This window comes from Streptomyces qinglanensis (assembly GCF_900111245.1).
Lineage (GTDB): Bacteria > Actinomycetota > Actinomycetes > Streptomycetales > Streptomycetaceae > Streptomyces > Streptomyces qinglanensis.
The window spans coordinates 309,923-332,738 of record NZ_FOGO01000003.1 but is presented as its reverse complement, the minus strand read 5'-3'; the positions used below and the strand labels follow the sequence as shown (position 1 = coordinate 332,738).

Below are 22,816 nucleotides of genomic sequence, written 5' to 3'. Positions count from 1 at the left end.
CCGGCCGCAACAGGCCGCCAGTGGATCCCGGCCTGCCGCTGCCCGGACCCGGGGCCTCCGTGCGGGCGGCCGTATGGTCGGGCTCTTCTATAGAGTGGCCGGATGACCAGTGCAGACGGGGGCCGGCAGGCGGACGGCGGCACCGCCGGGACCGGCTCCGCGGATCTCCAGCAGTTCGCCGTGGCGCTGCGGAGGATGAACGGAGAATTCGGCCGACTGGTCCACGGGTTCGCCGCCGCCCAGGGGCTGCACGCCACCGACGCCGCCGCGCTGGCCGCGATCCTCGACGCGGAGGAGCCGCTCACCCCGGGGCTGCTGCGGGAGCATCTGGGGCTCACCTCCGGTGCGGTGACGGCCTGTCTGGACCGGCTGGAGCGGGCCGGGCACGTGCGGCGCTCCCGGGATCCGGCCGACCGGCGGGTGGTCCGCCTGCACTACCCCAGCGACGCGCGGGCGGCTGCGCGCGGGTACTTCCGGCCGCTGGCGCAGGCGACCGACCGCGCCCGCTCGCAACTCGACGACGAGGAACAGCGCGTGGCGCTGCGCTTCCTCACCCTGCTGAACCAGGAGCTCTCCGCCCTCCGCGAGGGCGGGAACTGACGGCTCCGCGGTGGCGGTGTGCGCAGTCGCGGTGGCGGCGGCATGCGGAGCAGATTAATTCAATGATTAAGATAGCCAATCGTTGAACTGGTTTGCCCGCGCCCACCCCCGGAGGATGCATGCCGTCCGCGCCGCGTCTCGCCCGCCTCTCGGTCCCGATTCTGCTGCTCGTCGTCTGGATCGCCGTCGGCGGCGCGCTGGGACCGTTCGCCGGGAAGCTCGGCGAGGTCGCCACCAACGACGAGGCCGCCTTCCTGCCGCGCAGCGCCGAGTCCACCAAGGTCCTGGACCAGCAGAAGGCGTTCGACCAGCAGGAGACCCTGCCCGCCATCGTGGTGTGGACGTCCGGCGACGAACAGCCCGTCACCCGCGCGCAGCGCGGGGCCGCATCGCGCGCGCTCGACCGGGCCGCCGACCGCATCGGCGCGGTCGGTCCGCCCACCCCCGCCGTCCCCTCCCGGGACGGGGCGGCACTGCAGGGCGTCGTCCAGCTCCGCCCCGACCTCGGTGAGGAACTCCCCGCGGCGCTGGAGAAGCTGCGCTCGGCCGCCGGGGAAGTCCCCGGGACGACGGTGCGCCTCGCCGGGCCGGCCGCCACCCAGGCCGATCTCTCGGACGCGTTCGCCGGGATCGACGGGCTGCTGCTGGGGGTGGCCCTCGCCGCCGTGCTGCTGATCCTCGTCCTGGTCTACCGCAGTGTGCTGCTCCCCCTGGTGATCATCCTCGGTGCGGTCTTCGCCCTCGGACTGGCCTGCGCGGCCGTCTACGCGCTCGCCCGGCACGACATGGTCCGCGTCGACGGCCAGGTGCAGGGGATCCTGTCCATCCTGGTGATCGGTGCGGCGACGGACTACGCGCTGCTGCTGACCGCGCGGTTCCGGGAGGAACTGCGTGCGGGGCACCGTCGCGAGGCCGCCGTCCGGGCCGCGCTGCGCCGGTCCGTCGGACCGGTACTGGCCAGTGCCGGCACCGTCGTCGCCGGGCTGCTGGCCCTCCTGCTCAGCGACCTGACCAACAACCGCGCCCTGGGACCCGTGGGCTCCATCGGGATCGTCTGCGCGCTCCTCAGCGCTCTGACGTTCCTCCCCGCGGTACTGGCACTCCTCGGCCGCTTCGCCTACTGGCCGGCCAGGCTGCCGCACTCGCCGGAGCAGCGGGAGGCGTCGGCACCGGGCGGGGTCTGGCCGCGGGTGGCGCGCGTCGTGGACCGAGCGCCCCGGAGGATCTGGGCCTGCACGCTCGCGGTGCTGCTCGCGGCGAGTGCTTTCGTGCCGCTGCTGAACGCCCGGGGCGTACCGCTGGACGAGATCTTCATCAACGACGCGCCGTCCGTCGCCGCCCAGCGGACCCTCGGCGAGCACTTCCCCGGCGGCTCCGGAAACCCGGCCACGGTGCTCACCGACGAGCAGGCCCTCCCGAAGGTGCGGCGGGCGGCGCTCGGCACCGAAGGAGTGGCCTCGGCCGTGCCGCTGGGCGCCAAGGGCCGCCCGGACGCCGAGGCGCCGCAGGTCGTGGACGGCAGGGTCCGTCTCCAGGTCACCCTGGAGGACGCCGCGGACAGCGATGCCGCCAAGCGCACGGTCGAGCGGCTGCGCGAGGCGGTGCGGGCCGTCCCGGGCTCCGACGCGCTGGTCGGCGGCTACACGGCCCGGCAGTACGACACCCAGCGGACGGCCGAACGCGACCGCGCGCTGATCGTGCCGGTGGTCCTGGTCATCATTCTGGTCATCCTGGTCGCGCTGCTGCGCTCGCTGCTGATGCCGCTCCTGCTGGTGGCCACCGTCGCGCTCAGCTTCTTCGCCACCCTGGGCGTCTCCGCGCTGGTCTTCCGGGAACTGGTCGGCTTCAGCGGAGCGGACGCCTCGGTACCGCTCTACGGCTTCGTCTTCCTGGTGGCCCTGGGCGTGGACTACAACATCTTCCTGATGTCCCGGGTCCGCGAGGAGTCGCTGCGGCACGGCGTGCGGGAGGGCGTGCTGCGCGGCCTGACGGCCACCGGCGGAGTCATCACCTCGGCGGGTGTCGTGCTCGCCGCCACCTTCGCGGCGCTCGCCGTCATCCCGCTGGCCTTCCTCGCCCAGATCGCCTTCATCGTCGCCTTCGGCGTCCTCCTGGACACCCTGGTGGTGCGCTCCCTCCTGGTGCCGGCGCTGGTCCGGGACATCGGCCCGATGTCCTGGTGGCCGGGTGTCCTCAGCCGCAGGTGAACCGTTCGTCGGCGGCGCGCGTCGCGGGCCCGCCGACGCGTTCAGCGGCGCGGGGTGGGCGCGAGCACGACGTTGTCGTAGCCCGGCAGGGCCGCTGCCGCCAGCGGGGGCGCGCCCTCGAGTTCCGCGCGCAGCAGCCGCCGCAGTCTGCGGGCGCTCGCGTGGTAGAAGCGGTGCTGCGTCCAGCGTCCGAAGACCGCGAAGCCGGTCCGCACCACCGGATTGGGCAGCGGTGCCCGCCGCGAGTGGCCGGTGATACGGAACTCCACCGTGCCGGTGCGCAGCCGCTTGACGACCTGGTAGGCGAGTTCGCCCTGCTCCAGATGGCCCTGGAGGGTCCGGTAGGCCCAGCCCCACACGCGGGACTCCGCCGCGCCGCTGCCGTGCGTCTCGTCGATCACGGACGTCACCCGGACCCCCATGTCGAACCGCAGCCCGGCGAACCGGCCCTCCAGCAGCATGTCCCGGCCCAGCAGCGGCATGTCGCCGCGGTAGAGCGCGCGCAGGATCGACGGCTCCGCGAACTGGTAGTCGCGCACCAGGCGGCAGGCGATGTCCCACGCGCCGCCCCGCACGGGGTCGCCCGCCGGTTCCCGCGCGAGCGGCTGCCGGAGGTAGTCGATGTGCCAGCGCGCGTTCCAGGTGGGCACCCGACTCCCGGTCACAGGGGCGTAGTTGACCGTACGATCGGCCAGGGAGTGCAGCGCGGCGACCGCCGGCGCACGGTAGAGGCGCCCCTCACGCAGCATGCGGGCCGTCCGGCCGGGGGCGTCCGGCGGGGGCGTCGTCCAGCGACTGGCTGATCCCCCACAGCGTGGGCGCCCACAGGCCGACGAACAGGGCGCGGCGCTCGGCGTTGCCCCGCTCGTCCTGGTCGAAGCTCGCCGCCCGCATCCAGAAGACGATGCAGAGTCCGACGGACCCCATCGACGCCAGTTGCAGATGCGTCCTGCGCAGCCCGATCCGGTGCACCAGCTTTTCGAACAGCACGCCGACCTCCAGGGTTCGGGTGGGAGAGATGAGTGCCACTGATACCCACTCATATCGCTTTCATGGTGTCATAGGTGTTATGTCGCTACAGGGACGGATGCGGTCGGGAAGCGGGGCTCGGGCCCGGAACGGCTCCGGCCGGACACCGGCCAGGCGGCCCGGCAGGCCGTCCGCACGGCGGCGGATCGGCACCCTGCTGCGCTTCCCGGCCGGTGTCCTGCTGGTGTCCTGGGAGTACATGTGGCGGGTGACCGCGCTGCACCGCAGCGAGGTGGCGGGGGACTCCGGCGACCTGCCGCCGCCGCTGCCCGCCGACCGCGTCGACGAGCTCACCAAGCGGCTCGCCGACGGCGTGGGGCCGATGTTCCACCGCCGCTTCGGCGTCCGGATCCAGGGCGCCCGGATGGGCCCCGAGGAACTGATCGGCGCGGTCGCGGCCGACCTCAACCGTCCGGCGCCCTCGACCGTGGCGGTCTTCCACAAGACGCGCGGCGGGCCCGGGCCCGCGCGTCCCGGCGACGAGTACCGGGTGCAGATGCCGGGCCCGTGGGACGGCCCGGTGCGCGTGCTCCACCGCGACCCGGTCACCATCCGGCTCGGCACGCTGCACGGGCATCTGGAGGCCGGGCAGATCCAGTTCACCGCCGACGACCCCGGGGACGGACTGCGCTTCCACGTCGAGGCGTGGTCGCGCGCCGGCGACTGGTGGGCCGACCTGCTCTACAGCCGGCTCCGGGTGGCCAAGGAGATCCAGTTCAACATGTGGGTGCACTTCGCCCTGGGCGCCGCCGCCATCGCGGGCGGCCGGGTGGAAGGGGGCGTCATCATCGAGACCCGCGGCATCCCGGCAGCCTCCTGCGAGGCGGCCGTCCGGTGCTGACCTCCGCGGCGTCGGGCCGCCGCCGCACCGTCCGCCGAACGCGGCGGCAGGGCCCCGGGGCGGCGCCACGCGTGCGGACCGGCCATGCGTGCGGACCGGGGGCGGGTGGGGGAGGGTGGTGACCGGAGCCGTCCGTCCGAGCCCCGCCCGCCCTGACCGAGCCGGAGGATCCGGTGCCCCCTGACGCCGCCCCGCACACCGCCGTCTGCTCCTACACGCACCTCTTCCGCGGCGCGTCCGTGCGCATCCACGGGCTGAGCAGGCCCGCGGCCTATGCCGAGGACCCGCTCGCCACCGGACTGCTGCTGCGGTTCGCGGACGGGGCCGCAACCGACGCCGAGGTCCTGGTCTCCTCCAACGGTGAGGCCGTCCTCGTCGTCTCCGGCCACACCACGCGTGCGGGCACCCGGCTGCCGGAGCGGACCTGGCTCGTCCGGGGCTTCCGCGCCCTGGGGGACGAGGTCGAGGTGACGGTGGGCGTGCCGATGGAGTGACCGCCCCGGCCGCAGGTCCCCGCGCCGCCGTGCCCGGCACGCACGGGCCCGGCGCGCACGGGCCCGGCGCGCACGGGCCCGGGCAGCCGCCGGACGGGACGGCCGCGGCGGGCCCGCGGGATCACGGCGGCAGGCCCGCGCCGGGTCACGGTTCGCGGTGCACCTTCGTGTTGGACGCCTGTGCGCGCGGGCGGACCACCAGCAGGTCGACGTTGACGTGGCTCGGCCGGGAGACGCACCACGCGATGGTGTCCGCCACGTCGTCCGCGGTCAGCGGCTCGGCCACACCCGCGTACACCCGTGCGGCCTTCTCCTCGTCGCCGCGGAAGCGGGTGAGGGCGAACTCGTCGGTCCGGACCATCCCGGGCGCGATCTCGATCACCCGGACGGGGCTGCCGACGATCTCCAGACGCAGTGTCTCGGCGAGCACGTGCTGGGCGTGCTTCGCCGCGACGTACCCGGCCCCGCCCTCGTACGTCGCGAGGCCCGCGGTGGAGGAGAGCACCACGACGGTGCCCTCGCCGGCGGTCAGCGCGGGCAGCAGCGCCTGCGTGGTGTGCAGGGTGCCCAGCACGTTGGTCTCGTACATCCGCCGCCAGTCCTCGGGGTCGCCGGAGGCGACCGGGTCCGCTCCCAGCGCCCCGCCCGCGTTGTTGACCAGCACCTCCAGCGTCTCGAACCGCTCGGCGAACGCGTCGACCGCCGCCCGGTCCGTCACGTCCAGGGCGTGGGCCTCGGCCTGCTGACCCGCCTCGACGAGCTCGGCGGCGAGCGCTGCGATGCGCTCCGTGCGGCGCGCGGCCAGCACGACCCGGTGGCCGGCCGCCGCCAGGTGGCGTGCGGTGGCGGCACCGATGCCGCTGCTCGCTCCGGTGACGACAGCGGTGCGGGACGGGGTGCTGGGCGAGGCGGCGCTCATCGACGCTCCTGGATGCTCTGGGACCTGCGGTGGGCTCCGGCCAGGGTATGCGGGCCCCCGGTCCTGCGGGCGGCGGCCCCGGAAGAGCGCCGCCGGACGCGGTCAGCCGCTCCGGCACGAGGCGCCGGCCCGGCCGCATGCGTCCCGCCGGGCGCGCCCCGTGCCGCCCCGTGCCGCCGTCCGCCTGGACTTGCGAGGGCCGCCGCGGGCTGCTGCGGGTGCGGCATGCGGACCGGCCCGTCCGGCGCGCACGGGAGGCCGCCGCGTACAGGAAGCGGTCGTGCACGGGGGAAGCTGCCGTTCACAGGAAGCTGACGTTCTGGGCCAGGGAGAGTTCACCGGAGTAGTTGACGGTGCTGGTCGCCGAGCGCATGTAGGACTTCCAGGCGTCGGAGCCCGACTCGCGCCCGCCGCCGGTGTCCTTCTCCCCGCCGAAGGCCCCGCCGATCTCCGCTCCCGAGGTACCGATGTTGACGTTGGCGATTCCGCAGTCGGAGCCCGCGGCGGAGAGGAAGACCTCGGCCTCCCGCTGGTCCCGGGTGAAGATGCTGGAGGAGAGGCCCTGCGGGACGTCGTTGTGCAGAGCCAGCGCTTCCTCGAGGGTGTCGTAGGCGAGGACGTAGAGGATCGGTGCGAAGGTCTCTTCCCGTACGACGTCGAACTGCTCCTCGACGCGGACCAGAGCCGGTTCGCAGTAGGCGGCTCCCGGGGCGGCGTCAGCGAGCCTGCGGCGGCCTCCGGCCAGGATCTCGCCTCCCGCCGCCCGGGCCCGGGCCAGCGCGCCGTCCATCTCCTCCAGGGCCGGGAGGGAGATCAGCGGACCGACCAGCGTGCGGTCGTCGAACGGGTCGCCGACCGGCAGCGTGCGGTAGGCCGCCACCAGCCGCGCGGTCAGCGTCTCGGCGACGTCCCGGTGGACGAGGAGGCGGCGCAGGGTCGTGCAGCGCTGCCCCGCGGTGCCCGCCGCGGCGAAGACGATCCCCTGCACGGCGAGGTCGAGATCGGCCGACGGGGCGACGATCGCGGCGTTGTTGCCGCCGAGTTCCAGCAGGCTGCGGCCGAGCCGGGCCGCGACGCGGGGCGCTGTCTCGCGGCCCATGCGGGTCGAACCGGTGGCGCTGAGCAGGGCGATCCGCGGGTCGTCCACGAGCTGCCGGCCGACCGACCGGTCGCCGAGCAGCAGGCGGTGCACCGCAGGGGGCGCCCCGATGTCGTCGGCGGCGCGGGCCAGCAGGCGGTCGCAGGCCAGGGAGGTGAGCGGGGTCAGCTCCGAGGGCTTCCAGACGACCGTGTCCCCGCAGGCCAGCGCGACAGCGGTGTTCCACGACCACACGGCCGCGGGGAAGTTGAAGGCGGAGATGACGCCGACCACCCCGAGCGGGTGCCAGGTCTCGGCGAGTCGGTGCCCGGGGCGCTCGGAGGCGATGGTGCGACCGTACAACTGCCGCGACAGACCGACGGCGAAGTCGCAGATGTCGATCATCTCCTGGACCTCGCCCAGGGATTCGGACCTGATCTTGCCCGCCTCGATCGTCACGAGATCGGCGAGGTCGCTCTTGTGCTCGCGCAGCAGCTCTCCGAGCCTGCGTACGAGTTCCCCGCGGTGCGGTGCGGGCGTACTGCGCCAGGTGAGGAACGCCGCGCGCGCTTCGGCGACGGCCCTCTCGGTGTCGGCAGCGGTGGCGGCCCGGAGCCCGAAGAGGCGCTCCCCGGTGAGCGGGGTCCGGGCCGGGAAGTCGCTGCCTTCCGGGATCCGCACGCCGATCGCGTCGAGGCGGGCGCGGGCGCGGGCCCGCAGGTCGTCCGTACTGGGCAGGGCGGTGCTGGTCATGGTCATCCTCAGGGGTGTTCGGGGTGTCCGGGGTGTTCGCAGTGGAGGGGGCGGGTGGGGCGGACGGGGCGGACGAGGCCGGTGCGTTCCAGCCCCAGCGCGTGCGCGACCCGGGACAGCGAGCTGTTCTGCTGCCGCTCGTAGAGCACGTAGGGGTCGAGCACCTCGCACTGCAGGGCACCGGAGAGCCACTCGGCGTCGTAGGCGGCGGCCTCCCGCGAGTTGTCGCGGGTGCCCTGCGAGGTGAGGTTGGACTGGAAGATGCCGGCTGCGGAGCGGGGCAGGAAGTCCTCGTAGACGAGGGGCTCGGCCTCGACCCACCCGCGCCGCAGCAGTGCGCCGATGTCGGCCGGGGGCCGGGTGCCGTCGCGGGGCGGGTCGGCGGACGTGCGGTAGGTGAAGTGCGCCAGTCCGCGCGCGGCGAGTTCCTGCTCGGTGCGGGGGAGATGCTGCTCCCACACCTCCCGGGCGATCTCCTCGCGCGGCCGTTCGGGCGCCTGCGCGCTGCGCCGGTCGACCAGGCCGACCAGCTCGTCGTAGCGGGCGCGGCCCTCCCGGGTGAGGGCGATACCGCGCGCCTCGACCTCACCGAAGCGCACTCGCAGCGCACCCTCGGCCACATCGCCGTCCGGGGTGCGCATCGCCCGGGGTTCGGCCAGCGCCCGGAAGGAGGTCTGCCGCAGCAGCACGTCGGGCCCTGGCCAGGCGGGCGGGCCCTGAATGGTGTCGATCATCTCGATGCCGCGCGCGGCCATCCGGCGGTAGAGCGCGTCGATGTCGAGTACCCGCGGGGTGAGGTGGTTGATGTGCGTGCTGCGGACCCCGCCGATGTCCGCCGCCACGGCCGAGACCCGCTCCAGGGTCCGGTACCAGGCCCGGTCGACCGGTTCGCGGGACAGCTCGAAGGCGCCGACGGCGAGCCGGAGGAAGCGCTCGGCCTGCTCCGGCGGCAGTTCCTGCTCGGCGGCGGCCCGGTCGGCCAGGGTCAGCAGCTCCGGCGGGAAGAGCTCGCGGCCGGCGAGGAAGGTCTCCAGCCGGGCCCGGAGTCCGGGGTCGAAGAACCGGGGGTCGGCCGGAGTGAGCAGGGAGGTGAAGACGCGGAAGGGGTTGCGTGCCAGCTCCTCGGCCTCGACGGGCCGGAACGCGGTGGAGACGACGGGGACGGCGCTGGCCGCGGCCTCGCGGAGGTCGTAGAAGCCGACCGGACGCATGCCCAGGGCCGCGAAGACCCGGGCGGCCTGCCCCAGTTCGGCGGGTGTGCCCACGCGGATGGCACCGTGCCGCTCCGCGGTCACCCGGCTGAGGGATCCCAGGCGTTCGGCCGCGCTGCCCCGGGCGCGCAGGACGTCCTCGTTGACCTCGTGGGAGACCTCCACCAGGGTGGTGTAGGCGGGTACTTCCTTCCCGTACATCCGCGACAGCCGCGCGGCGAACGCGGCCCGCAGCCGCCACTGTTCGACTCTCTTCACGGTTCGCCCTTCCTTCCGGGGGCACGGGCTCACACGACGTGGGCCTCGGGGCGGATTCCGGACCCGGCGCGGAACCGGTCGGCACTGAACGGCGCGGGGTCGGCGAACGGACGGCGCCCCAGGTGGAGGTCGCGGACGACCTCGCCCACCGCGGGCGCCTGGAGGAAGCCGTGTCCGGAGAACCCCGTGGCGTACAGGAAGTTCTCCAGCTCGCCGGAGCGGCCGATGAGCGCGTTGTGGTCCGGGGTGTTCTCGTAGAGCCCGGCCCAGCCGCCGACGGTCTCCATGTCGGCCAGGGCGGGCGCGCGGCGGCGCATCACGGCGCGGAAGCGCTCCAGCCAGCCCGGTGTCCAGGTGGTGTCGAAGCCCTCGGCCTCGTCCGGGTCGGCGAGCCCGAACAGCAGCCCGTCGTCGCTGTTGTGGAAGTAGGCGCTGGAGGAGAAGTCGATGGTGAAGGGGAGACGGGGCGTGTCCGGGGCCATCGGTGCGGTGAACGCCAGTTGCCGTCGCACCGGGCGTACCGGGAGGCTGACGCCCGCCATGTCGCCGATCTGCCCGGACCACGCTCCCGCCGCGCAGATGACGCTGCCGCAGGAGATCCGTCCCCGGCTGGTGTGCACGCGGGTCACCCGGCCGCCGGTCGTCCCGAGGCCGGTCACCTCGGTGTGCTCGGCGAGCCGCACGCCTCCGGCGGCCGCGGCGTGAGCGTAGCCCCGCACCACTGCGCCCGGGCGCGCGTGGCCCGCCGAGGGGCAGTAGGCGGCGGCCACCAGGCCGTCGGTGCTCAGCCAGGGGCACAGCCGCCGCGCCTCGTCCGGGCCGATCATGCGGCTGGGCACGCCGAGACTGTTCTGGACGCCGACACCGGTGGCGAAGTCCGCCTCCTGCTCCGCGCTGTCGAGCAGGAACAGGTAGCCGACGGGTGCGAACCCGATGTCCGTACCGGGGCGCTCGCCGAAGGCGCGGTAGGCGTCCAGACTGCGCCGGCCCAGTTCGATGTTGAGCGGGTCGGAGAACTGGGCGCGGACGCCGCCGATCGGTTTCCCCGAGCTGCCGCAGCCCAGTTCGCCGCGTTCGAGGAGGACGATGTCGCGCACCCCGGCTTCGGCGAGGTGGAACGCGGCGCTGGCGCCCATCACACCACCGCCGATGATCACGACGTCGGCGGAGTCCGGAACGGTACGGAAAGCGGAGGAGGACATAGGCGGTCCCTTCCGAGGGCCGACGGCGGGGACGGGCGAGCGGCCCGGGCCCGGACGCGGCGCTGCTGTCAGTGCGGCGGTGCTGATCAGCGTGCTGCTCCACATCGTGGCGCAGCGCGACCGTTGACGTCCATGAACGGTTTCTGCTCGGATTCGTTTACCGTTCCTGCATGGAATGGACGAGTCCGCAATTGCGGTCGCTGGTGGAGCTGACCCGGCGGGGCACGGTCACCGCGGTCGCGCGCTCCCTCGGCTACACGCCCGGCGGGGTCTCCCAGCAGATCGCCGCGCTGGAGAGGTCCACCGGCATGGAGCTGCTGCGGCGGGTGGGACGCCGGGTCGAACTGACCGATGCGGGCGTGACGTTGGCGGCCCACGCCGAGCGCATCCTGGCCACGGAGGCCGAAGCCGTGGAGGCACTGGAGCGCACCCGCCACGAGGTCTCCGGGACGCTGCGGGTCGGCCTCTTCGCCACGGCCGCCGCCGAGATCCTGCCGCTCGCGCTCCGGCGCGCCCGGGAGACCTGCCCGGGCATCACCGTGCGCAGCCGCGACATGGACGTGGACGACGTGTACGACGCGGTGGCCGGCGGCTCCGTGGAGCTGGCCCTGGGCCTGGACTATCCGGACGTGCCCCTCCCGCGGGACGCGTCGCTGTGTGTGCTGCCGCTCTCCCGCGAGCGGTTCTCCCTCGCCGCACCCGCGGGCGACCTGCCCGGCCGTCGGACGGTCGCGCTGCACGAGATGCGGGAGCGGGGCTGGATCCTGCCGCCCGCCGCGAGCTACTACGGCCGCGCGGCGCTCACCGCCTGCCGCCGGGCCGGTTTCGAACCGCGGGTGCTGCACGAGGTGACCGACACCGCCGCGACACTGGCCCTCGTCGAGACCGGGGTGGGGGTCAGCCTGGTGACGGATCTGATGCTGCGGCTGCGCCCCTCGCAGCTCGACGTCCTCGGGCTGAGCGACACCGTGGAGCGGCACATCGTGGCGGTCTGCCGCTCCGTCGCGCGGCACCGGCCGACGGTGGCGGCGCTGGTCGACGTGCTGCGCGCGGCGGCCTGTGCCCCGGCGGGTGAGCAGGGGCGACAGCCCGCGGGGGAGGGAGGCGTGGCGCTCGGCTGACCTTCCCGGCCGCCGCGAACACAGCCCCGGCGGCCGAAAGCACCGCCGCCCGGCCGATGCGGTCCAGGGGCGCCGGGCGGATGCGGGGGCGGCCCGGCGTGCGCCGCGGGCCGCCCCCGTTTCGGCTGCCCCGTGCGGGATCAGGCGCCGGGCCCGGTCTCCTCCGCCTGCAGAATGCGGTCCGGACGCAGCGGAAGGTCCCGGTGGCGGACACCGGTCGCGTGCCAGACCGCGTTGGAGATGGCCGCGGCCGCGCCCACGATCCCGATTTCGCCGATGCCCTTGACCCCCACCGGGTCGTCGGGGACGGGGTCGTCGATCCAGTCCGCCTCGATGACCGGCACGTCCGCGTTGGCGGCGATGTGGTAGCCGGCGAAATCCGCCCCGACCTGGCCGCCCGATGCCGCGTCCCGCACCGCCTCCTCGTGGAGGGCCATGGACAGGCCCCAGATCATGCCGCCGACGAGCTGGCTGCGGGCGGTGAGCGGGTTGATGATCCGGCCCGCCGCGAACACCCCCAGCATGCGCCGCACGCGGACCTCGCCGGTGGTCACGTCGACGGCCACCTCGGCGAACTGCGCCCCGAAGGAGTGCCGTTCCTTCTTGGCGAGCTCGGCGAGCAGCCCCGCGGTGTCCGTGCGCGCGGTGATGCCCTCCGGCGGGATGTCGCCGTCGGACAGCGCCAGCCGGCCGCGCAGCTCCTCGGCCGCCGAGACGACGGCCAGGGACCACGAACGGGTGCCCATGGAGCCGCCGGCGACCCATGCCTGGCCGAAGTCGCTGTCCCCGATCCGGACGGTCACCCGCTCGGGATCCACGTCGAGCGCTTCCGCGGCGACGAGGGTGAGGGCCGTGCGGGCGCCGGTGCCCACGTCCGCCGCGGAGATCCGCACGGTGAAGCCGCCGTCCGGCTCGGCCGTCACGGAGGCGGTCGAGGGCGCGGCCCCGGACGGGTAGGTGGCGGCGGCCGTTCCGGTACCCAGCAGCCACCGGCCCTCGCGGCGCAGCCGCGGCCGCGGGTCGCGCCCGGCCCAGCCGAACCGGCGGGCGCCCTCCTCGAAGCAGCCCAGCAGGTTGCGGCTGCTGAAGGGCAGGCCGGAGAGCGGTCCGGTCTCCGGCTCGTTGCGCGCCCGCAGCGCGATCGGGTCCATGTCCAGCCGCTCGGCCAGCTCGTCGAGCGCCGACTCCACCGCGAAGGACCCCGGCGCCTCGCCGGGTGCCCGCATCCAGGTGGGCGTCGGCATGTCGAGGCCGACGAGGCGGTGCGCGGTGTGGTGCGCCCGCGCGTCGTACATGACCCGCCCGAAGACGGCGCTCGTCTCCACGAACGGGCGCAGCGTCGAGGTGAGGTTGAGCGCCTCGTGCCCGAACGCGCGCAGCCGCCCGTCCGGATCCGCGCCGAGCCGCACCCGCTGCGCGGTGGGGCTGCGGTAGCCGGTGACCGCGAACACCTGGCGGCGGGTCAGCGCCAGGCGGACCGGCCGGTGCAGGACGGTCGCCGCCATCACAGCGCCCACCTGGTGCGGCCGGACGCCCTTGGAGCCGAAGGCCCCGCCGATGTGCTCCGAGCGCACCCGTACCGAGGAGGCGTCCAGCGAGAACAGCTGGGCCAGATCGCCCGCCACCCACCCGGTGCCCTGGTTGGTGTCGAGCACCTCCAGCCGCCCCTCCGCCCAGCGGGCGGTGGCGGCATGCGGTTCCATGGCGCTGTGGTGCTGCTCGGGGGTGGTGTACGAGGCATCCACCAGCACACTGGAGGAGGCCAGTTCGGCTTCCAGGTCGCCCTTCGCCGCCACGGCGCTGCCGTCCTCGGGCGTGTAGGTGCCGGGCCGGCCGGCGCGGAAGGCGACGTCGTGCGGTTCCTCGTCGTACTCCACCACCAGCGCCTCGGCGGCCTCCCGTGCCTGCTCGGGCGTCTCCGCGACGACCAGCGCCACCGGCCATCCCAGGTGCGGCACCCGGTCGTGCTGGAAGAGCGCGACGACGGGATCGGGCGGGCCGAGCAGGGAGACGAAGTCCGTCGTCAGGCGCGGTGCGTTCCCGGAGTGGAGCACGGTCAGCACACCGGGCAGGGTCCGCACCGCCTCCTCGCCGACCGCGCGGACGCGGCCGCGGGCGACGGTCGAGAGGACCAGCCAGCCGTGCGCCAGCTCCTCGAAGGGCTGCTCGCTCGCGTACCGTGCCGCGCCGGTCACCTTCTCCCGGCCCTCGACGCGGGTGCGGGCGGCACCGACGGTCCGGGGCTTCGCCGTGGTGGTCATCGGGCGGCCTCCTCGGCCAGTTCGGTGAGCAGGGAGACGACGAGGTTGCGCAGCAGCGGCAGTTTGTAGGCGTTCTGCTCCAGCACCTGCGCCGCGGCCAGTTCGGCGTCGGCCGCCGCCGCGAACGCCGCTTCCCCGGCCGGCTGCCCGAGCAGCATCCGCTCGGCGGCCCTGGCCCGCCACGGGTGGGAGGCGACGGCGCCGAAGGCCAGCCGGACGTCGCGCACCGTGCCGTCGGCCACGTCGAGCGCCCCGGCGGCCGAGCCGATGGCGAAGGCGTACGAGGCGCGTTCCCGCACCTTGCGGTAGCGGGAGCGGGCGGCCACCGGTGCGGGCGGCAGCGTGACGGCCGTGATGAGCGCTCCCTGCGGCAGCGCGGTCTCCCGGTGCGGAGTGTCCCCGACGGGCAGGTAGAAGTCGGCCAGCGGCAGCTCGCCGCTTCCCTCGGCGGTCTCGAAGGAGACGACGGCGTCGAACGCGGCCAGCGCGACGCCCATGTCGGACGGATGGACGGCCACGCAGTGCGCCGAGGCGCCGAGGACGGCGCCGTTGCGGTGCTCCCCGGTGGCCGCCGAGCATCCGCTGCCCGGGGTGCGCTTGTTGCAGGGGAGGGAGGTGTCGGTGAAGTAGGGGCAGCGGGTGCGCTGCAGGAGGTTGCCGCCGACGGTGGCCATGTTGCGCAGTTGGCCCGAGGCCCCGGCCAGTACGGCCTCCGCCAGGGCCGGGTAGCGGCTCCGGACCTCCGGGTGGGCGGCCAGGTCGCTGTTGGTGACCGTGGCGCCGATCCGCAGTCCGCCCTCGGCGGTCGGCTCGATGCGGTCCAGGGGCAGCTCCCGGACGTCGACGAGCCGTCCGGGCCGTTCGACCCCGGTCTTCATCAGGTCGACCAGATTGGTGCCCCCGCCCAGGTAGCGCGCGTCCGGGTCGGCGTCCAGCAGGGCGACGGCCCCCTCGACGTCGGTGGCGCGCTGGTAGCTGAACTCCTTCACGCGGCGGGCTCCTTCGGGTCCGTGCCGGTTGCGGGGCGGGCCGGGTCCGCTGCGGCCTGCGAGACCGCCTGGACGATCGACACGTACGCGCCGCAGCGGCACAGGTTGCCGCTCATCCGCTCCCGTATCTCCTCGGGGGTCAGCGGCGGCGGTCCCGCTTCGGGCCGGACGTCGCCGGTCGCGGCGCTGGGCCAGCCCGCCGCGTGTTCGTCGAGCACGCCGAGGGCGGAGCAGATCTGCCCCGGGGTGCAGTAGCCGCACTGGTATCCGTCGAGGTCGAGGAACGCCTGCTGGACCGGGTGGAGCTGCTCGCCGTCCGCGACGCCTTCGATGGTGGTGACGGCGCGCCCCTCGGCCGCGACGGCCAGTTGCAGGCAGGCCACGGTCCGGCGGCCGTCGACCAGGACGGTGCAGGCGCCGCACTGCCCCTGGTCGCAGCCCTTCTTCGAACCGGTCAGGCCGAGGCGCTCGCGCAGCGCGTCGAGCAGGGTGGTGCGGTTGTCGACGGTCAGGGTGTGGTGCTCTCCGTTGATCTTCAAGGTGATTGCGCTGGCGGTGGCTGGAGCCATGAACAGCTTCCTTAGCGAGTGCGGTACGAGGAGGATCGGCGCGCGGGCGGAGAGGCTGGGGCGGACGGTGCATCCGCCGCCCGGGGATCCGACGCTATGGTGGGTTGGAGAAAGCGGACAGCAGTCCACTCCATGCGTCATGAACGTAGCGGACAGTTGTCCGGTTCGCAAGAGCCCGCGTATCGCCACTGCGCACCGCAGTTCCGCGCCGGGTCGGAAGTGAGGAGGACGAGTGCGGCACCACAAACCCGGCACCGCGCTGCGCTCGGACGCGCAGCGCAACCGCGAACGCATCCTGGAGGTGGCGCTCGCGGAGCTGACCCGCGCCGCCGACGCGCCGCTGAGCACCATCGCGAAGAAGGCGGGGGTCGGCCAGGGCACCCTCTACCGCAACTTCCCCAGCCGCGAGGCCCTGGTCCTGGAGGTCTACCGGTACGAGGTGCAGCAGGTGGCCGAGACGGCCGAGCAGTTGCTCCGCACCCGGCCGCCGGACCGGGCGCTGCGCGAGTGGATGGACCGGCTCGCCCGGTACTCGCTGGCCAAGGCGGGTCTCGCGGACGCGCTGCGGGCGGCCACCAGCGCCTGCGGCACGCTCGCCGGGCTCGGGCACGGTCCGCTGATGCAGGCCGTGGGAACCCTGCTGGAGGCCAATGAACGCGCTGGAACGATCCGCCCCGGGATGACTCCGGAGGACTTCCTCCTGGCCATCGCGGGGCTGTGGCAGATCGATCCGGAGCACGACTGGCAGGCGCGCGCCGACCGGCTCCTCGATCTGGTGATGGACGGGCTGCGGGCCGGCGCCCCGGGGCGCCCGGCCTCCGCCGAGTGAGTCGCGCGGGCCCGTCGGCGCCGGGGTGCCCGGGGCCGCGGCCCCGAATGGCGTAAACCGGGCAGGGCTACCACGATGGACCAGGGGGCGGAACAGAATGCTGGACCGCGGCGACAGGAGGATGCCATGACCACGGCAGCCGACATCATGCACCCCGGCGTGCGGTGGGTGCCCGCCACCGAGACCCTGGACCGGGCCGCCCAGTTGATGCGCGAGATGGACGTGGGTGCCTTGCCCGTGAGTGATCCCAACGACCCCAATGAGCGGATGTGCGGCATCATCACCGACCGCGACATCGTCATCCGCTGCATCGCGGCAGGACGCGATCCCTCGCGGGTGACGGCGGGAGAGCTGTGCGAGGGCACTCCGCGCTGGATCAGCGCCGAGGCGGACCTGAGCGAGGTCCTCCGGGAGATGGAGACCCACCAGATCCGGCGCCTGCCCGTCATCGACGGGAACAAGCGCGTGGTCGGAGTGATCAGCGAGACCGATCTGGGCCGGCACCACCTGAACGACAAGCAGCTCGCGGGGTTCGTGGAACAGGTCTACGCCTGACGCCGCGCGCCCCACGGCGGTCCGCCCCGCACCTGCCGGGCGGGCCGTCGGGCTGCCCGGCACGTGCGGCGCGGGTCCGGGTGGTCAGCGCGCGGAGACGACCGAGCGCAGCCGCGCGGCGAAGGCGCCGGGGTCCTCGACGAACCCGGTGTGGTCGCCGGGGAAGACGGTCCGCTCCGCGCCCAGCGCCTCGGCCAGCGCGAGCGAGGTCCGGTCGCACAGCTGTCCGGCGGAGTCCTCGCCCACCCCCACCACGATCCGGGCGGCGGAGCGCAGCGCCGCGAGGTCCGGTTGCCAGTAGCTGGAGGCCCGCATCTCGTGCGCGAACCAGCGGCGTTCGTCCGCCACCTGCCGCGGATCGCGCTCGCCGCCGAACATCTCCTCGATCACCGGTTCGGGGAGGGCGATTCCGGCGTTGGCGAAGAACATCCGCCACGCGCCCGTCACATCACCGCCGAGATAGGCGCTGACGGTCTCCTCGGTGCCCCTCCGCAGCTCCTCGCGGTCCTCCAGCAGTTCGATCAGCGGAGGTTCGTGGGCGACGACGGTGTGCACGGCCCCGGGGTGGTGCTGGGCCAGGGCCAGTGCGCTGACGGCGCCGCCGCTGGAGCCCAGCACCGCAGCCGGGCCGCGGCCGAGTGCCTCGACGAGCCGGGCGAGGTCGTCGGCGCGCAGTTCCGGGGTGGAGTCCTGGGCGGGGTCGTCGAGCCCGCTGCGGTTGATGCCACGCGGATCGGTGGTGAGCACGGTGTGGTCCGCGGCGAGCAGGTCGGCCAGCGGGGCGAAAGCGGCGGCGTCCATCGGGGCGCCGACCAGGACGAGGAGCGGGCCGTCGCCGCGTACCTCGTAGTGCAGACGCGCGCCGGGCACCTCCAGGGTGCGGGCGCCGGCGGTGTCGTCCGAGCGGGAGTCCATGGTTCCTCCGAAGGGGTGCGGCGGCTGTCGGTGGGATGGACCGCCCGGGCGGGGCGGAATCATCGCTCGCGCCCGGCCGGGTTCGTTCCCGAACGGGGGGAGGCTCCGTTCTCCGGGGCCGACGTGGCGACCGTCCCGGCCCGAGCAGGACCGGGGCGGCGGAGTCCGGAACCCCGCATCACCCGATCAGGCCAGCGGCGACGGTCCGCGCTCCCCGGCTGACGCGTGAGCACTACTGCGTTCCGGCCGGTGGTACGCGGGTGCCCCCGCTCCCGCTGCCGCCGGCCCCCGTGGCGAGCCGCCGAGCCGCGGATTGAGCAACCCTCATCGAACGACAATACTCAAAATATGGCCACATGGGACCGGCTCCGGCGTGCGAGGAGCCGCAGCGCGCCGCCTACCGGGCCCGAGCGTGCCGGTGACGCGTCCCGGAAGCCCTCCCTGTCGTGGGGGCGGCAGGCACGCTCCCTGCTGAGCGTGCACACCGTCGCGGGCCAGGTCCTGCTGCTGCAACTGGTGCTGGTGCTCGTCCTCGTCGCCGTGACGATGGCGGGCCTCGTACTGCAGTCCCGCCGCCAGAGCATCGAAGGCACCCGCGACGAGGTACTCGCCGCCGGCGAGGGGTTCGCGAACGCTCCGGGGACGGCGGAGGCCCTGGACAGCTCCGACCCGACCGCGGTTCTCCAGCCCCGCGCCGAGGCCGCCCGGAAGCGGACCGGCGTCGACAACATCGTCGTGGCCACCACCGACGGCATCCGCCTCACCCACCGGTACCCCGACCGGATCGGAAAGCGCTTCGTCGGGCCCTACAAGAAGGCGCTCAGAGGCGAGTCCTTCACCCACACGGTCACCGACCCGCTGGGACTCTCGGTGTACGCCGCCGTGCCCGTCTTCCGCGCGGACGGCACCGTCGCCGGCGTCGTCGCCCCGGAGATCACCCTCGAAAACGTCAACCAGGAGGCCCAGGAGCAACTGCCGCTGCTGTTCGGCACAGCCGCCGGGGTGCTCGTCCTGGCCATGGGCGGCTCCGCGCTGGTGAGCCGACGGCTGCGCCGCCAGACCCGGGGACTCGGTCCCGTCGAGATGACACGGATGTACGAGCACCACGACGCGGTGCTGCACGCGGTGCGCGAAGGGGTGCTCATCATCGACGACAGCGGACGGCTGCTGCTGGCCAACGACGAGGCGCGGCGGCTGCTGGACCTGCCCGAGGACGCGGAGCGGCGAGCGGTCACCGACCTCGGTCTGGCGCCCGGCACAGCGGACCTGCTGGCCTCCGGCGAACCGACCACCGACGAGGTGCATCTGGCCGGGGACCGGCTGCTGGCCGTCAACGTGCGGTCCGTCGACCAGAGCGGGGGAGCGACCCACAGCGTGGCCACCCTGCGCGACACCACGGAGCTCCAGGCGCTCGCGGGCCGCGCCGAGGTGGCCAGGGAGCGGCTGCAACTGCTGTACGACGCCGGGGTCGGGATCGGGACCACCCTGGATGTGGCGCGTACCGCCGAGGAACTCGCCGAGGTCACCGTGCCCCGGTTCGCCGACTTCGTCACCGTCGAACTGCTGGACCCGGTGCTGCGCGGAGAGGAGCCGGGCGAGGCCGGTACCGAGATGCGCCGCACCGCGGTCCGCGGCATCCGCGACGACCCTCCCCTCTATCCGGAGGGCGAGCTGATCCGGTTCGCGCCCACCAACCCCGTCGCCGCCGTCGCGACCAGCGGGCGGCCGGTGCTGGAGCCCGACCTGGCCGCCTCCCGCGGCTGGCGCGCCCAGGACCCCGAACGCGCCCGGCGCGTCCTCGCGTACGGCATCCACTCCCTGCTCTCGGTGCCGCTCCAGGCGCGCGGCGTGGTGCTGGGGGTGGCCGACTTCTGGCGCTCCGAGGGCGAGCCGTTCGGCGAGAGCGACCTGTCCTTCGCCAAGGAGCTGACCGCCCGGGCGGCCGTGAGCATCGACAACGCGCGGCGCTACACCCGCGAGCACGCCATGACCGTCACCCTGCAGCGCAGCCTGCTGCCCCGCGAGCTGCCCGGACTGTCCGCCGTGGACGTGGCGTTCCGCTATCTGCCGGCGCGGGCCGGGGTGGGCGGGGACTGGTTCGACGTCATTCCGCTGCCCGGTGCGCGGGTGGCGCTGGTGGTGGGGGACGTGGTCGGCCACGGGCTGCACGCGGCCGCGACCATGGGACGGCTGCGCACCGCGGTGCACAACTTCTCCTCCCTGGACCTCCCCCCGGAGGAACTCCTCTCCCACCTGGACGAACTCGTCGCCCGGATCGACCAGGAGCGCGCCGTGGAGGGCGACGACCCCGCCATCACCGGGGCCACGTGCCTCTACGCCGTCTACGACCCGGCCTCCGGCCGGGCCACCGCCGCGCGCGCCGGTCACCCCGGGCCCGCCCTCGTGTATCCGGACGGCACCGTCACCTTCCCCGACCTCCCGCTCGCGCCGCCCCTGGGCCTGGGAGCCGGGATACCGTTCGAGACGGCGGAACTGGACCTGCCCGCCGGCAGCCGGCTGGCGCTTTTCACCGACGGCCTCGTGGCGAACCGGGAGCGCGACGCCGACACCGGCCTCGCACTGCTGCGCGACGCCCTCGCCCATGCCGACCGGACTCCCGAGGAGACCTGCCGGGCCGTGATCGGCGCTCTGCTGCCCGAACACCCCAGCGACGACATCGCGCTGCTGGTGGCCCGCACCCACACCCTGGCCCCGGACCAGGTCGCCACCTGGGAGGTGCCCGACGACCCGACCGCCGTCGCGCCCGTCCGCGCCGCATGCGCCCAGCGGCTGGCCGACTGGGGCCTGGAGGAGCTGGCCTTCACCACCGAGCTGATCGTCAGCGAGCTGGTCACCAACGCCATCCGCTACGGCACTCCGCCCATCCGCCTCCGGCTGCTGCACGACCGCAACAGCGTGATCTGCGAGGTCGCCGACGGGAGCAGCACGTCGCCGCATCTGCGCCGCGCGGCGATCACGGACGAAGGGGGCCGCGGGCTCTATCTCATCGCCCGGTTCGCGCGGCGCTGGGGCACCCGCTACACCGGCCGCGGCAAGATCATCTGGACCGAGCAGCCACTGCACGACGGCGGGGACGAACCCGGCGGGGAGCCCGGTGAGAACCTGCTGGACCAGTGGGGCGACGCGGAGCTGTGACGCCCGGCCCTGCCCGGCAGAGGCCGGGCCGGGCGGTCCCCGGACCCTTCCGGACACCGCCGCGCCCTGCCCGGCGGCGCCGGATCAGAACACCGACCAGCCGGTCAGCGAGGTGAAGGCGTCCAGGGCCGCGACGCCGGCCACCGAGTTGCCGCGCAGGTCCAGGCCGGGACTCCAGACGCAGAGTGTGCACCGGCCGGGTACCACCGCCAGGATCCCGCCGCCGACGCCGCTCTTGCCGGGCAGTCCCACCCGGTAGGCGAAGTCGCCCGCCGCGTCGTAGGTCCCGCAGGTGAGCATCACCGCGTTGACCCGCTTGACGTCGCGGGCCGGGAGCAGCCGGGAGCCGTCCGTTCCCACTCCCTGCCGGGCCAGGAAGGAGCCGGCCAGCGCCAGATCCCGGCAGCTCATGCTGATCGAGCACTGCCAGAAGTAGTGGTCCAGCACCGTCGGTACGGGGTTGTCCAGATTGCCGTAGCTGGCCATGAGGTAGGCCAGGGCGGCGTTGCGGTCCCCGTGCTCGGACTCGGAGGAGGCCACCTGCGGATCGAAGGAGACGGCCGGATTGCCGCTCTGCGTGCACAGGAAGTCCAGCATCGAGGTACTGGCGTCCCCGGTGAGCGACTGCAGCCGGTCGGTGACCACCAGCGCGCCCGCGTTGATGAAGGGGTTGCGCGGGATGCCGTTCTCGTACTCCAACTGCACCAGGGAGTTGAAGGCCGTGCCGGACGGCTCGCGGCCCACCCGGCCCCACAGGCTCTCGCCGTCCCGGGCCAGCACCAGTGCCAGACCGAACGCCTTGGAGACGCTCTGTATCGAGAAGGGCACCTGCCAGTCGCCGACCCCGGTGACCGACCCGTCCACGTCGGCGACCGCCATGCCGAACCCGCCCAGGTCCACTCCGGCCAGCGCCGGGATGTACCCGGCCGGCTGCCCGCGGCCGACCTGGGGCGCCGCAGTGGCCGCGACCTCCTCGAGCACCGCCTGGTAGTCCATCGTCCGCGCTTCTCCCGAGCGTCGTGTGCCGTCTCCGATACCGGGCACACGCCGCCTGGGGCGGCACCGGTGCGCACGCCGGGCCCGGTCGGAGACTCTAGCCTGCGGGAGGGGCCGGACCTGCGGCGGGACCTGCGCCGCTGCCCCGCGGCGTGCCCCCGATCCCGGCGGTGCCCGGCGGCGGTCCGCCGGGGCGCTTCACCACTCCAGGGCGGTCACCGTGAACAGGCCGCCGCACACCCGCAGTCCGTCCACCTCGGCGGTCAGCGCCCGGTCGGAGCCGGGCGGACGCACCTCGACGGACCGCGGCTCCGCCCAGCAGGAGCCGTCGGCGGCGTCCTCGCTCTTGGTGCGCAGCTTCGCGTGGGCCCGGGTGGAGGGCTGCACGGCCACCGTCCGGCCGGTGCCGCCCGTGTGGGCGGCCGGGCTGCCGATCGCGGCGCCGTCCTCGCCGGTCAGCGACACCCGGGGATAGCCCTTGAGGGTGCAGGCGGTGTCCGTGGTGTTCTTCAGGGCCAGATCGAAGGACCGGCTGCCCGCCGGGCCCTCCGCCGGATCCAGGGACATCGTCAGCTCCGACGCGGTACAGCGCCGGGTCCCTCCACCGGCCTCATGGCCGCCGGTGGCCGGGGCGGACGAGTCGGCGGAGTCGCCCGCGCCCGGATCCTTCCCGTCCGCGTCGCCCCCGCCGCCGCACGCCGCGACGGCGGCGAGCAGCAGCGCAGTCCCCGCGGCAGCCCGCACCCGGCGCCAGGCGCGGCCCGGTGCGCGGCGGGCCCGGTACGTCGTAGGTGCCGTACCCGGAACACCGAAAGTCATGATCATTGCTCTAT

Annotated in this window: 20 protein-coding genes; 8 read left to right on the top strand and 12 right to left on the bottom strand. The window is 74.3% G+C overall.

Annotated elements, in window-relative coordinates; genetic code table 11:
* The first annotated feature begins 102 nt into the window (after positions 1–102).
* Both BMX65_RS08545 and BMX65_RS08540 read left to right on the top strand, forming a co-directional pair.
* Positions 103–600, top strand: a complete 498-nt coding sequence (locus BMX65_RS08545; protein ID WP_074999552.1) for a MarR family winged helix-turn-helix transcriptional regulator — start codon at positions 103–105, stop codon at positions 598–600.
* Positions 601–719: 119 nt separating this feature from the next.
* Positions 720–2,807 carry an MMPL family transporter gene (locus BMX65_RS08540; protein WP_074999551.1) on the top strand — a complete coding sequence of 696 codons (2,088 nt, stop codon included), beginning with the start codon at positions 720–722 and terminating at the stop codon, positions 2,805–2,807.
* Positions 2,808–2,848: 41 nt separating this feature from the next.
* Here BMX65_RS08540 and BMX65_RS08535 read toward each other — a convergent pair whose 3' ends face one another.
* Both BMX65_RS08535 and BMX65_RS08530 read right to left on the bottom strand, forming a co-directional pair.
* Entirely contained in the window at positions 2,849–3,556 is a 708-nt protein-coding gene (locus tag BMX65_RS08535) for a DUF1990 family protein (protein ID WP_074999550.1), read from the bottom strand.
* The gene (locus BMX65_RS08530; RefSeq protein WP_239501898.1) at positions 3,546–3,836 is read right to left on the bottom strand and encodes a hypothetical protein; all 291 of its coding nucleotides are present in this window, start codon (positions 3,834–3,836) and stop codon (positions 3,546–3,548) included. The genes BMX65_RS08535 and BMX65_RS08530 overlap by 11 nt, the downstream gene beginning before the upstream one ends.
* 40 nt (positions 3,837–3,876) lie before the next feature.
* Between BMX65_RS08530 and BMX65_RS08525 the strand changes: the two genes are divergently transcribed.
* Together BMX65_RS08525 and BMX65_RS08520 are read left to right on the top strand one after the other, a co-directional pair.
* The gene (locus tag BMX65_RS08525; protein WP_239501899.1) at positions 3,877–4,677 is read left to right on the top strand and encodes a DUF1990 family protein; all 801 of its coding nucleotides are present in this window, start codon (positions 3,877–3,879) and stop codon (positions 4,675–4,677) included.
* Positions 4,678–4,850: 173 nt separating this feature from the next.
* A complete protein-coding gene (locus BMX65_RS08520) occupies positions 4,851–5,171 on the top strand; it encodes a hypothetical protein (protein WP_074999549.1) in 321 nt (106 codons plus the stop codon).
* A 145-nt stretch (positions 5,172–5,316) separates the two neighbouring features.
* On the opposite strand, the gene BMX65_RS08515 is transcribed toward BMX65_RS08520, so the two are convergent.
* The 4 genes from BMX65_RS08515 to BMX65_RS08500 all read right to left on the bottom strand — a co-directional run bounded on the left by BMX65_RS08515 (position 5,317) and on the right by BMX65_RS08500 (position 10,592).
* Positions 5,317–6,090, bottom strand: a complete 774-nt coding sequence (locus BMX65_RS08515) for an SDR family NAD(P)-dependent oxidoreductase (protein WP_074999548.1) — start codon at positions 6,088–6,090, stop codon at positions 5,317–5,319.
* 301 nt (positions 6,091–6,391) lie between these two features.
* On the bottom strand, positions 6,392–7,921 hold the full coding sequence (gene amaB, locus BMX65_RS08510; protein ID WP_074999806.1) for an L-piperidine-6-carboxylate dehydrogenase: 1,530 nt from the start codon (positions 7,919–7,921) through the stop codon (positions 6,392–6,394).
* An 8-nt stretch (positions 7,922–7,929) separates the two neighbouring features.
* Positions 7,930–9,390, bottom strand: a complete 1,461-nt coding sequence (gene hglS / locus BMX65_RS08505; RefSeq protein WP_074999547.1) for a 2-oxoadipate dioxygenase/decarboxylase — start codon at positions 9,388–9,390, stop codon at positions 7,930–7,932.
* Positions 9,391–9,419: 29 nt separating this feature from the next.
* Entirely contained in the window at positions 9,420–10,592 is a 1,173-nt protein-coding gene (locus BMX65_RS08500; protein ID WP_074999546.1) for an NAD(P)/FAD-dependent oxidoreductase, read from the bottom strand.
* Between the two features lie 170 nt (positions 10,593–10,762).
* On the opposite strand from BMX65_RS08500, the gene BMX65_RS08495 reads away from it, so the two are divergent.
* Positions 10,763–11,713, top strand: a complete 951-nt coding sequence (locus BMX65_RS08495; RefSeq protein ID WP_074999545.1) for a LysR family transcriptional regulator — start codon at positions 10,763–10,765, stop codon at positions 11,711–11,713.
* A gap of 140 nt (positions 11,714–11,853) precedes the next feature.
* On the opposite strand, the gene BMX65_RS08490 is transcribed toward BMX65_RS08495, so the two are convergent.
* Genes BMX65_RS08490 through BMX65_RS08480 form a run of 3 tightly spaced genes read right to left on the bottom strand, consistent with a single transcriptional unit; the run spans position 11,854 to position 15,532 of the window.
* Positions 11,854–13,974, bottom strand: a complete 2,121-nt coding sequence (locus BMX65_RS08490) for a xanthine dehydrogenase family protein molybdopterin-binding subunit (RefSeq protein ID WP_074999544.1) — start codon at positions 13,972–13,974, stop codon at positions 11,854–11,856.
* Positions 13,971–14,963: an FAD binding domain-containing protein gene (locus tag BMX65_RS08485; RefSeq protein WP_074999543.1), complete on the bottom strand. Its 993-nt coding sequence runs from the start codon at positions 14,961–14,963 to the stop codon at positions 13,971–13,973. Before BMX65_RS08485 ends, BMX65_RS08490 begins: the two co-directional genes overlap by 4 nt.
* Entirely contained in the window at positions 14,960–15,532 is a 573-nt protein-coding gene (locus tag BMX65_RS08480; protein WP_074999542.1) for a 2Fe-2S iron-sulfur cluster-binding protein, read from the bottom strand. The genes BMX65_RS08485 and BMX65_RS08480 overlap by 4 nt, the downstream gene beginning before the upstream one ends.
* Positions 15,533–15,764: 232 nt before the next feature.
* Here BMX65_RS08480 and BMX65_RS08475 point away from each other — a divergent pair, with 232 nt between their 5' ends.
* Positions 15,765–16,361: a TetR/AcrR family transcriptional regulator gene (locus BMX65_RS08475; RefSeq protein ID WP_074999541.1), complete on the top strand. Its 597-nt coding sequence runs from the start codon at positions 15,765–15,767 to the stop codon at positions 16,359–16,361.
* Between the two features lie 126 nt (positions 16,362–16,487).
* Complete coding sequence (locus tag BMX65_RS08470) at positions 16,488–16,916, top strand: CBS domain-containing protein (RefSeq protein ID WP_074999540.1); 429 nt, start codon at positions 16,488–16,490, stop codon at positions 16,914–16,916.
* An 84-nt stretch (positions 16,917–17,000) separates the two neighbouring features.
* On the opposite strand, the gene BMX65_RS08465 is transcribed toward BMX65_RS08470, so the two are convergent.
* Positions 17,001–17,831: an alpha/beta fold hydrolase gene (locus BMX65_RS08465; protein ID WP_074999539.1), complete on the bottom strand. Its 831-nt coding sequence runs from the start codon at positions 17,829–17,831 to the stop codon at positions 17,001–17,003.
* Positions 17,832–18,179: 348 nt separating this feature from the next.
* Here BMX65_RS08465 and BMX65_RS08460 point away from each other — a divergent pair, with 348 nt between their 5' ends.
* The gene (locus BMX65_RS08460) at positions 18,180–20,987 is read left to right on the top strand and encodes a SpoIIE family protein phosphatase (protein ID WP_079171773.1); all 2,808 of its coding nucleotides are present in this window, start codon (positions 18,180–18,182) and stop codon (positions 20,985–20,987) included.
* Between the two features lie 84 nt (positions 20,988–21,071).
* On the opposite strand, the gene BMX65_RS08455 is transcribed toward BMX65_RS08460, so the two are convergent.
* The gene (locus BMX65_RS08455; RefSeq protein WP_074999538.1) at positions 21,072–21,983 is read right to left on the bottom strand and encodes a glutaminase; all 912 of its coding nucleotides are present in this window, start codon (positions 21,981–21,983) and stop codon (positions 21,072–21,074) included.
* 198 nt (positions 21,984–22,181) lie between these two features.
* On the bottom strand, positions 22,182–22,802 hold the full coding sequence (locus BMX65_RS08450) for a DUF4232 domain-containing protein (RefSeq protein ID WP_162637635.1): 621 nt from the start codon (positions 22,800–22,802) through the stop codon (positions 22,182–22,184).
* Between the last annotated feature and the right edge of the window lie 14 nt (positions 22,803–22,816).

Bases quoted from the DNA above. Each gene is read 5' to 3' on its own strand.
- BMX65_RS08545 (WP_074999552.1), top strand. From the start codon at position 103: ATGACCAGTGCAGACGGGGGCCGGCAGGCGGACGGCGGCACCGCCGGG.
- BMX65_RS08540 (WP_074999551.1), top strand. From the start codon at position 720: ATGCCGTCCGCGCCGCGTCTCGCCCGCCTCTCGGTCCCGATTCTGCTG.
- BMX65_RS08535 (WP_074999550.1), bottom strand. From the start codon at position 3,556: ATGCTGCGTGAGGGGCGCCTCTACCGTGCGCCGGCGGTCGCCGCGCTG.
- BMX65_RS08525 (WP_239501899.1), top strand. From the start codon at position 3,877: ATGTCGCTACAGGGACGGATGCGGTCGGGAAGCGGGGCTCGGGCCCGG.
- BMX65_RS08515 (WP_074999548.1), bottom strand. From the start codon at position 6,090: ATGAGCGCCGCCTCGCCCAGCACCCCGTCCCGCACCGCTGTCGTCACC.
- amaB (WP_074999806.1), bottom strand. From the start codon at position 7,921: ATGACCAGCACCGCCCTGCCCAGTACGGACGACCTGCGGGCCCGCGCC.
- BMX65_RS08500 (WP_074999546.1), bottom strand. From the start codon at position 10,592: ATGTCCTCCTCCGCTTTCCGTACCGTTCCGGACTCCGCCGACGTCGTG.
- BMX65_RS08495 (WP_074999545.1), top strand. From the start codon at position 10,763: ATGGAATGGACGAGTCCGCAATTGCGGTCGCTGGTGGAGCTGACCCGG.
- BMX65_RS08490 (WP_074999544.1), bottom strand. From the start codon at position 13,974: ATGACCACCACGGCGAAGCCCCGGACCGTCGGTGCCGCCCGCACCCGC.
- BMX65_RS08480 (WP_074999542.1), bottom strand. From the start codon at position 15,532: ATGGCTCCAGCCACCGCCAGCGCAATCACCTTGAAGATCAACGGAGAG.
- BMX65_RS08470 (WP_074999540.1), top strand. From the start codon at position 16,488: ATGACCACGGCAGCCGACATCATGCACCCCGGCGTGCGGTGGGTGCCC.
- BMX65_RS08465 (WP_074999539.1), bottom strand. From the start codon at position 17,831: ATGGACTCCCGCTCGGACGACACCGCCGGCGCCCGCACCCTGGAGGTG.
- BMX65_RS08460 (WP_079171773.1), top strand. From the start codon at position 18,180: ATGGCCACATGGGACCGGCTCCGGCGTGCGAGGAGCCGCAGCGCGCCG.
- BMX65_RS08455 (WP_074999538.1), bottom strand. From the start codon at position 21,983: ATGGACTACCAGGCGGTGCTCGAGGAGGTCGCGGCCACTGCGGCGCCC.
- BMX65_RS08450 (WP_162637635.1), bottom strand. From the start codon at position 22,802: ATGACTTTCGGTGTTCCGGGTACGGCACCTACGACGTACCGGGCCCGC.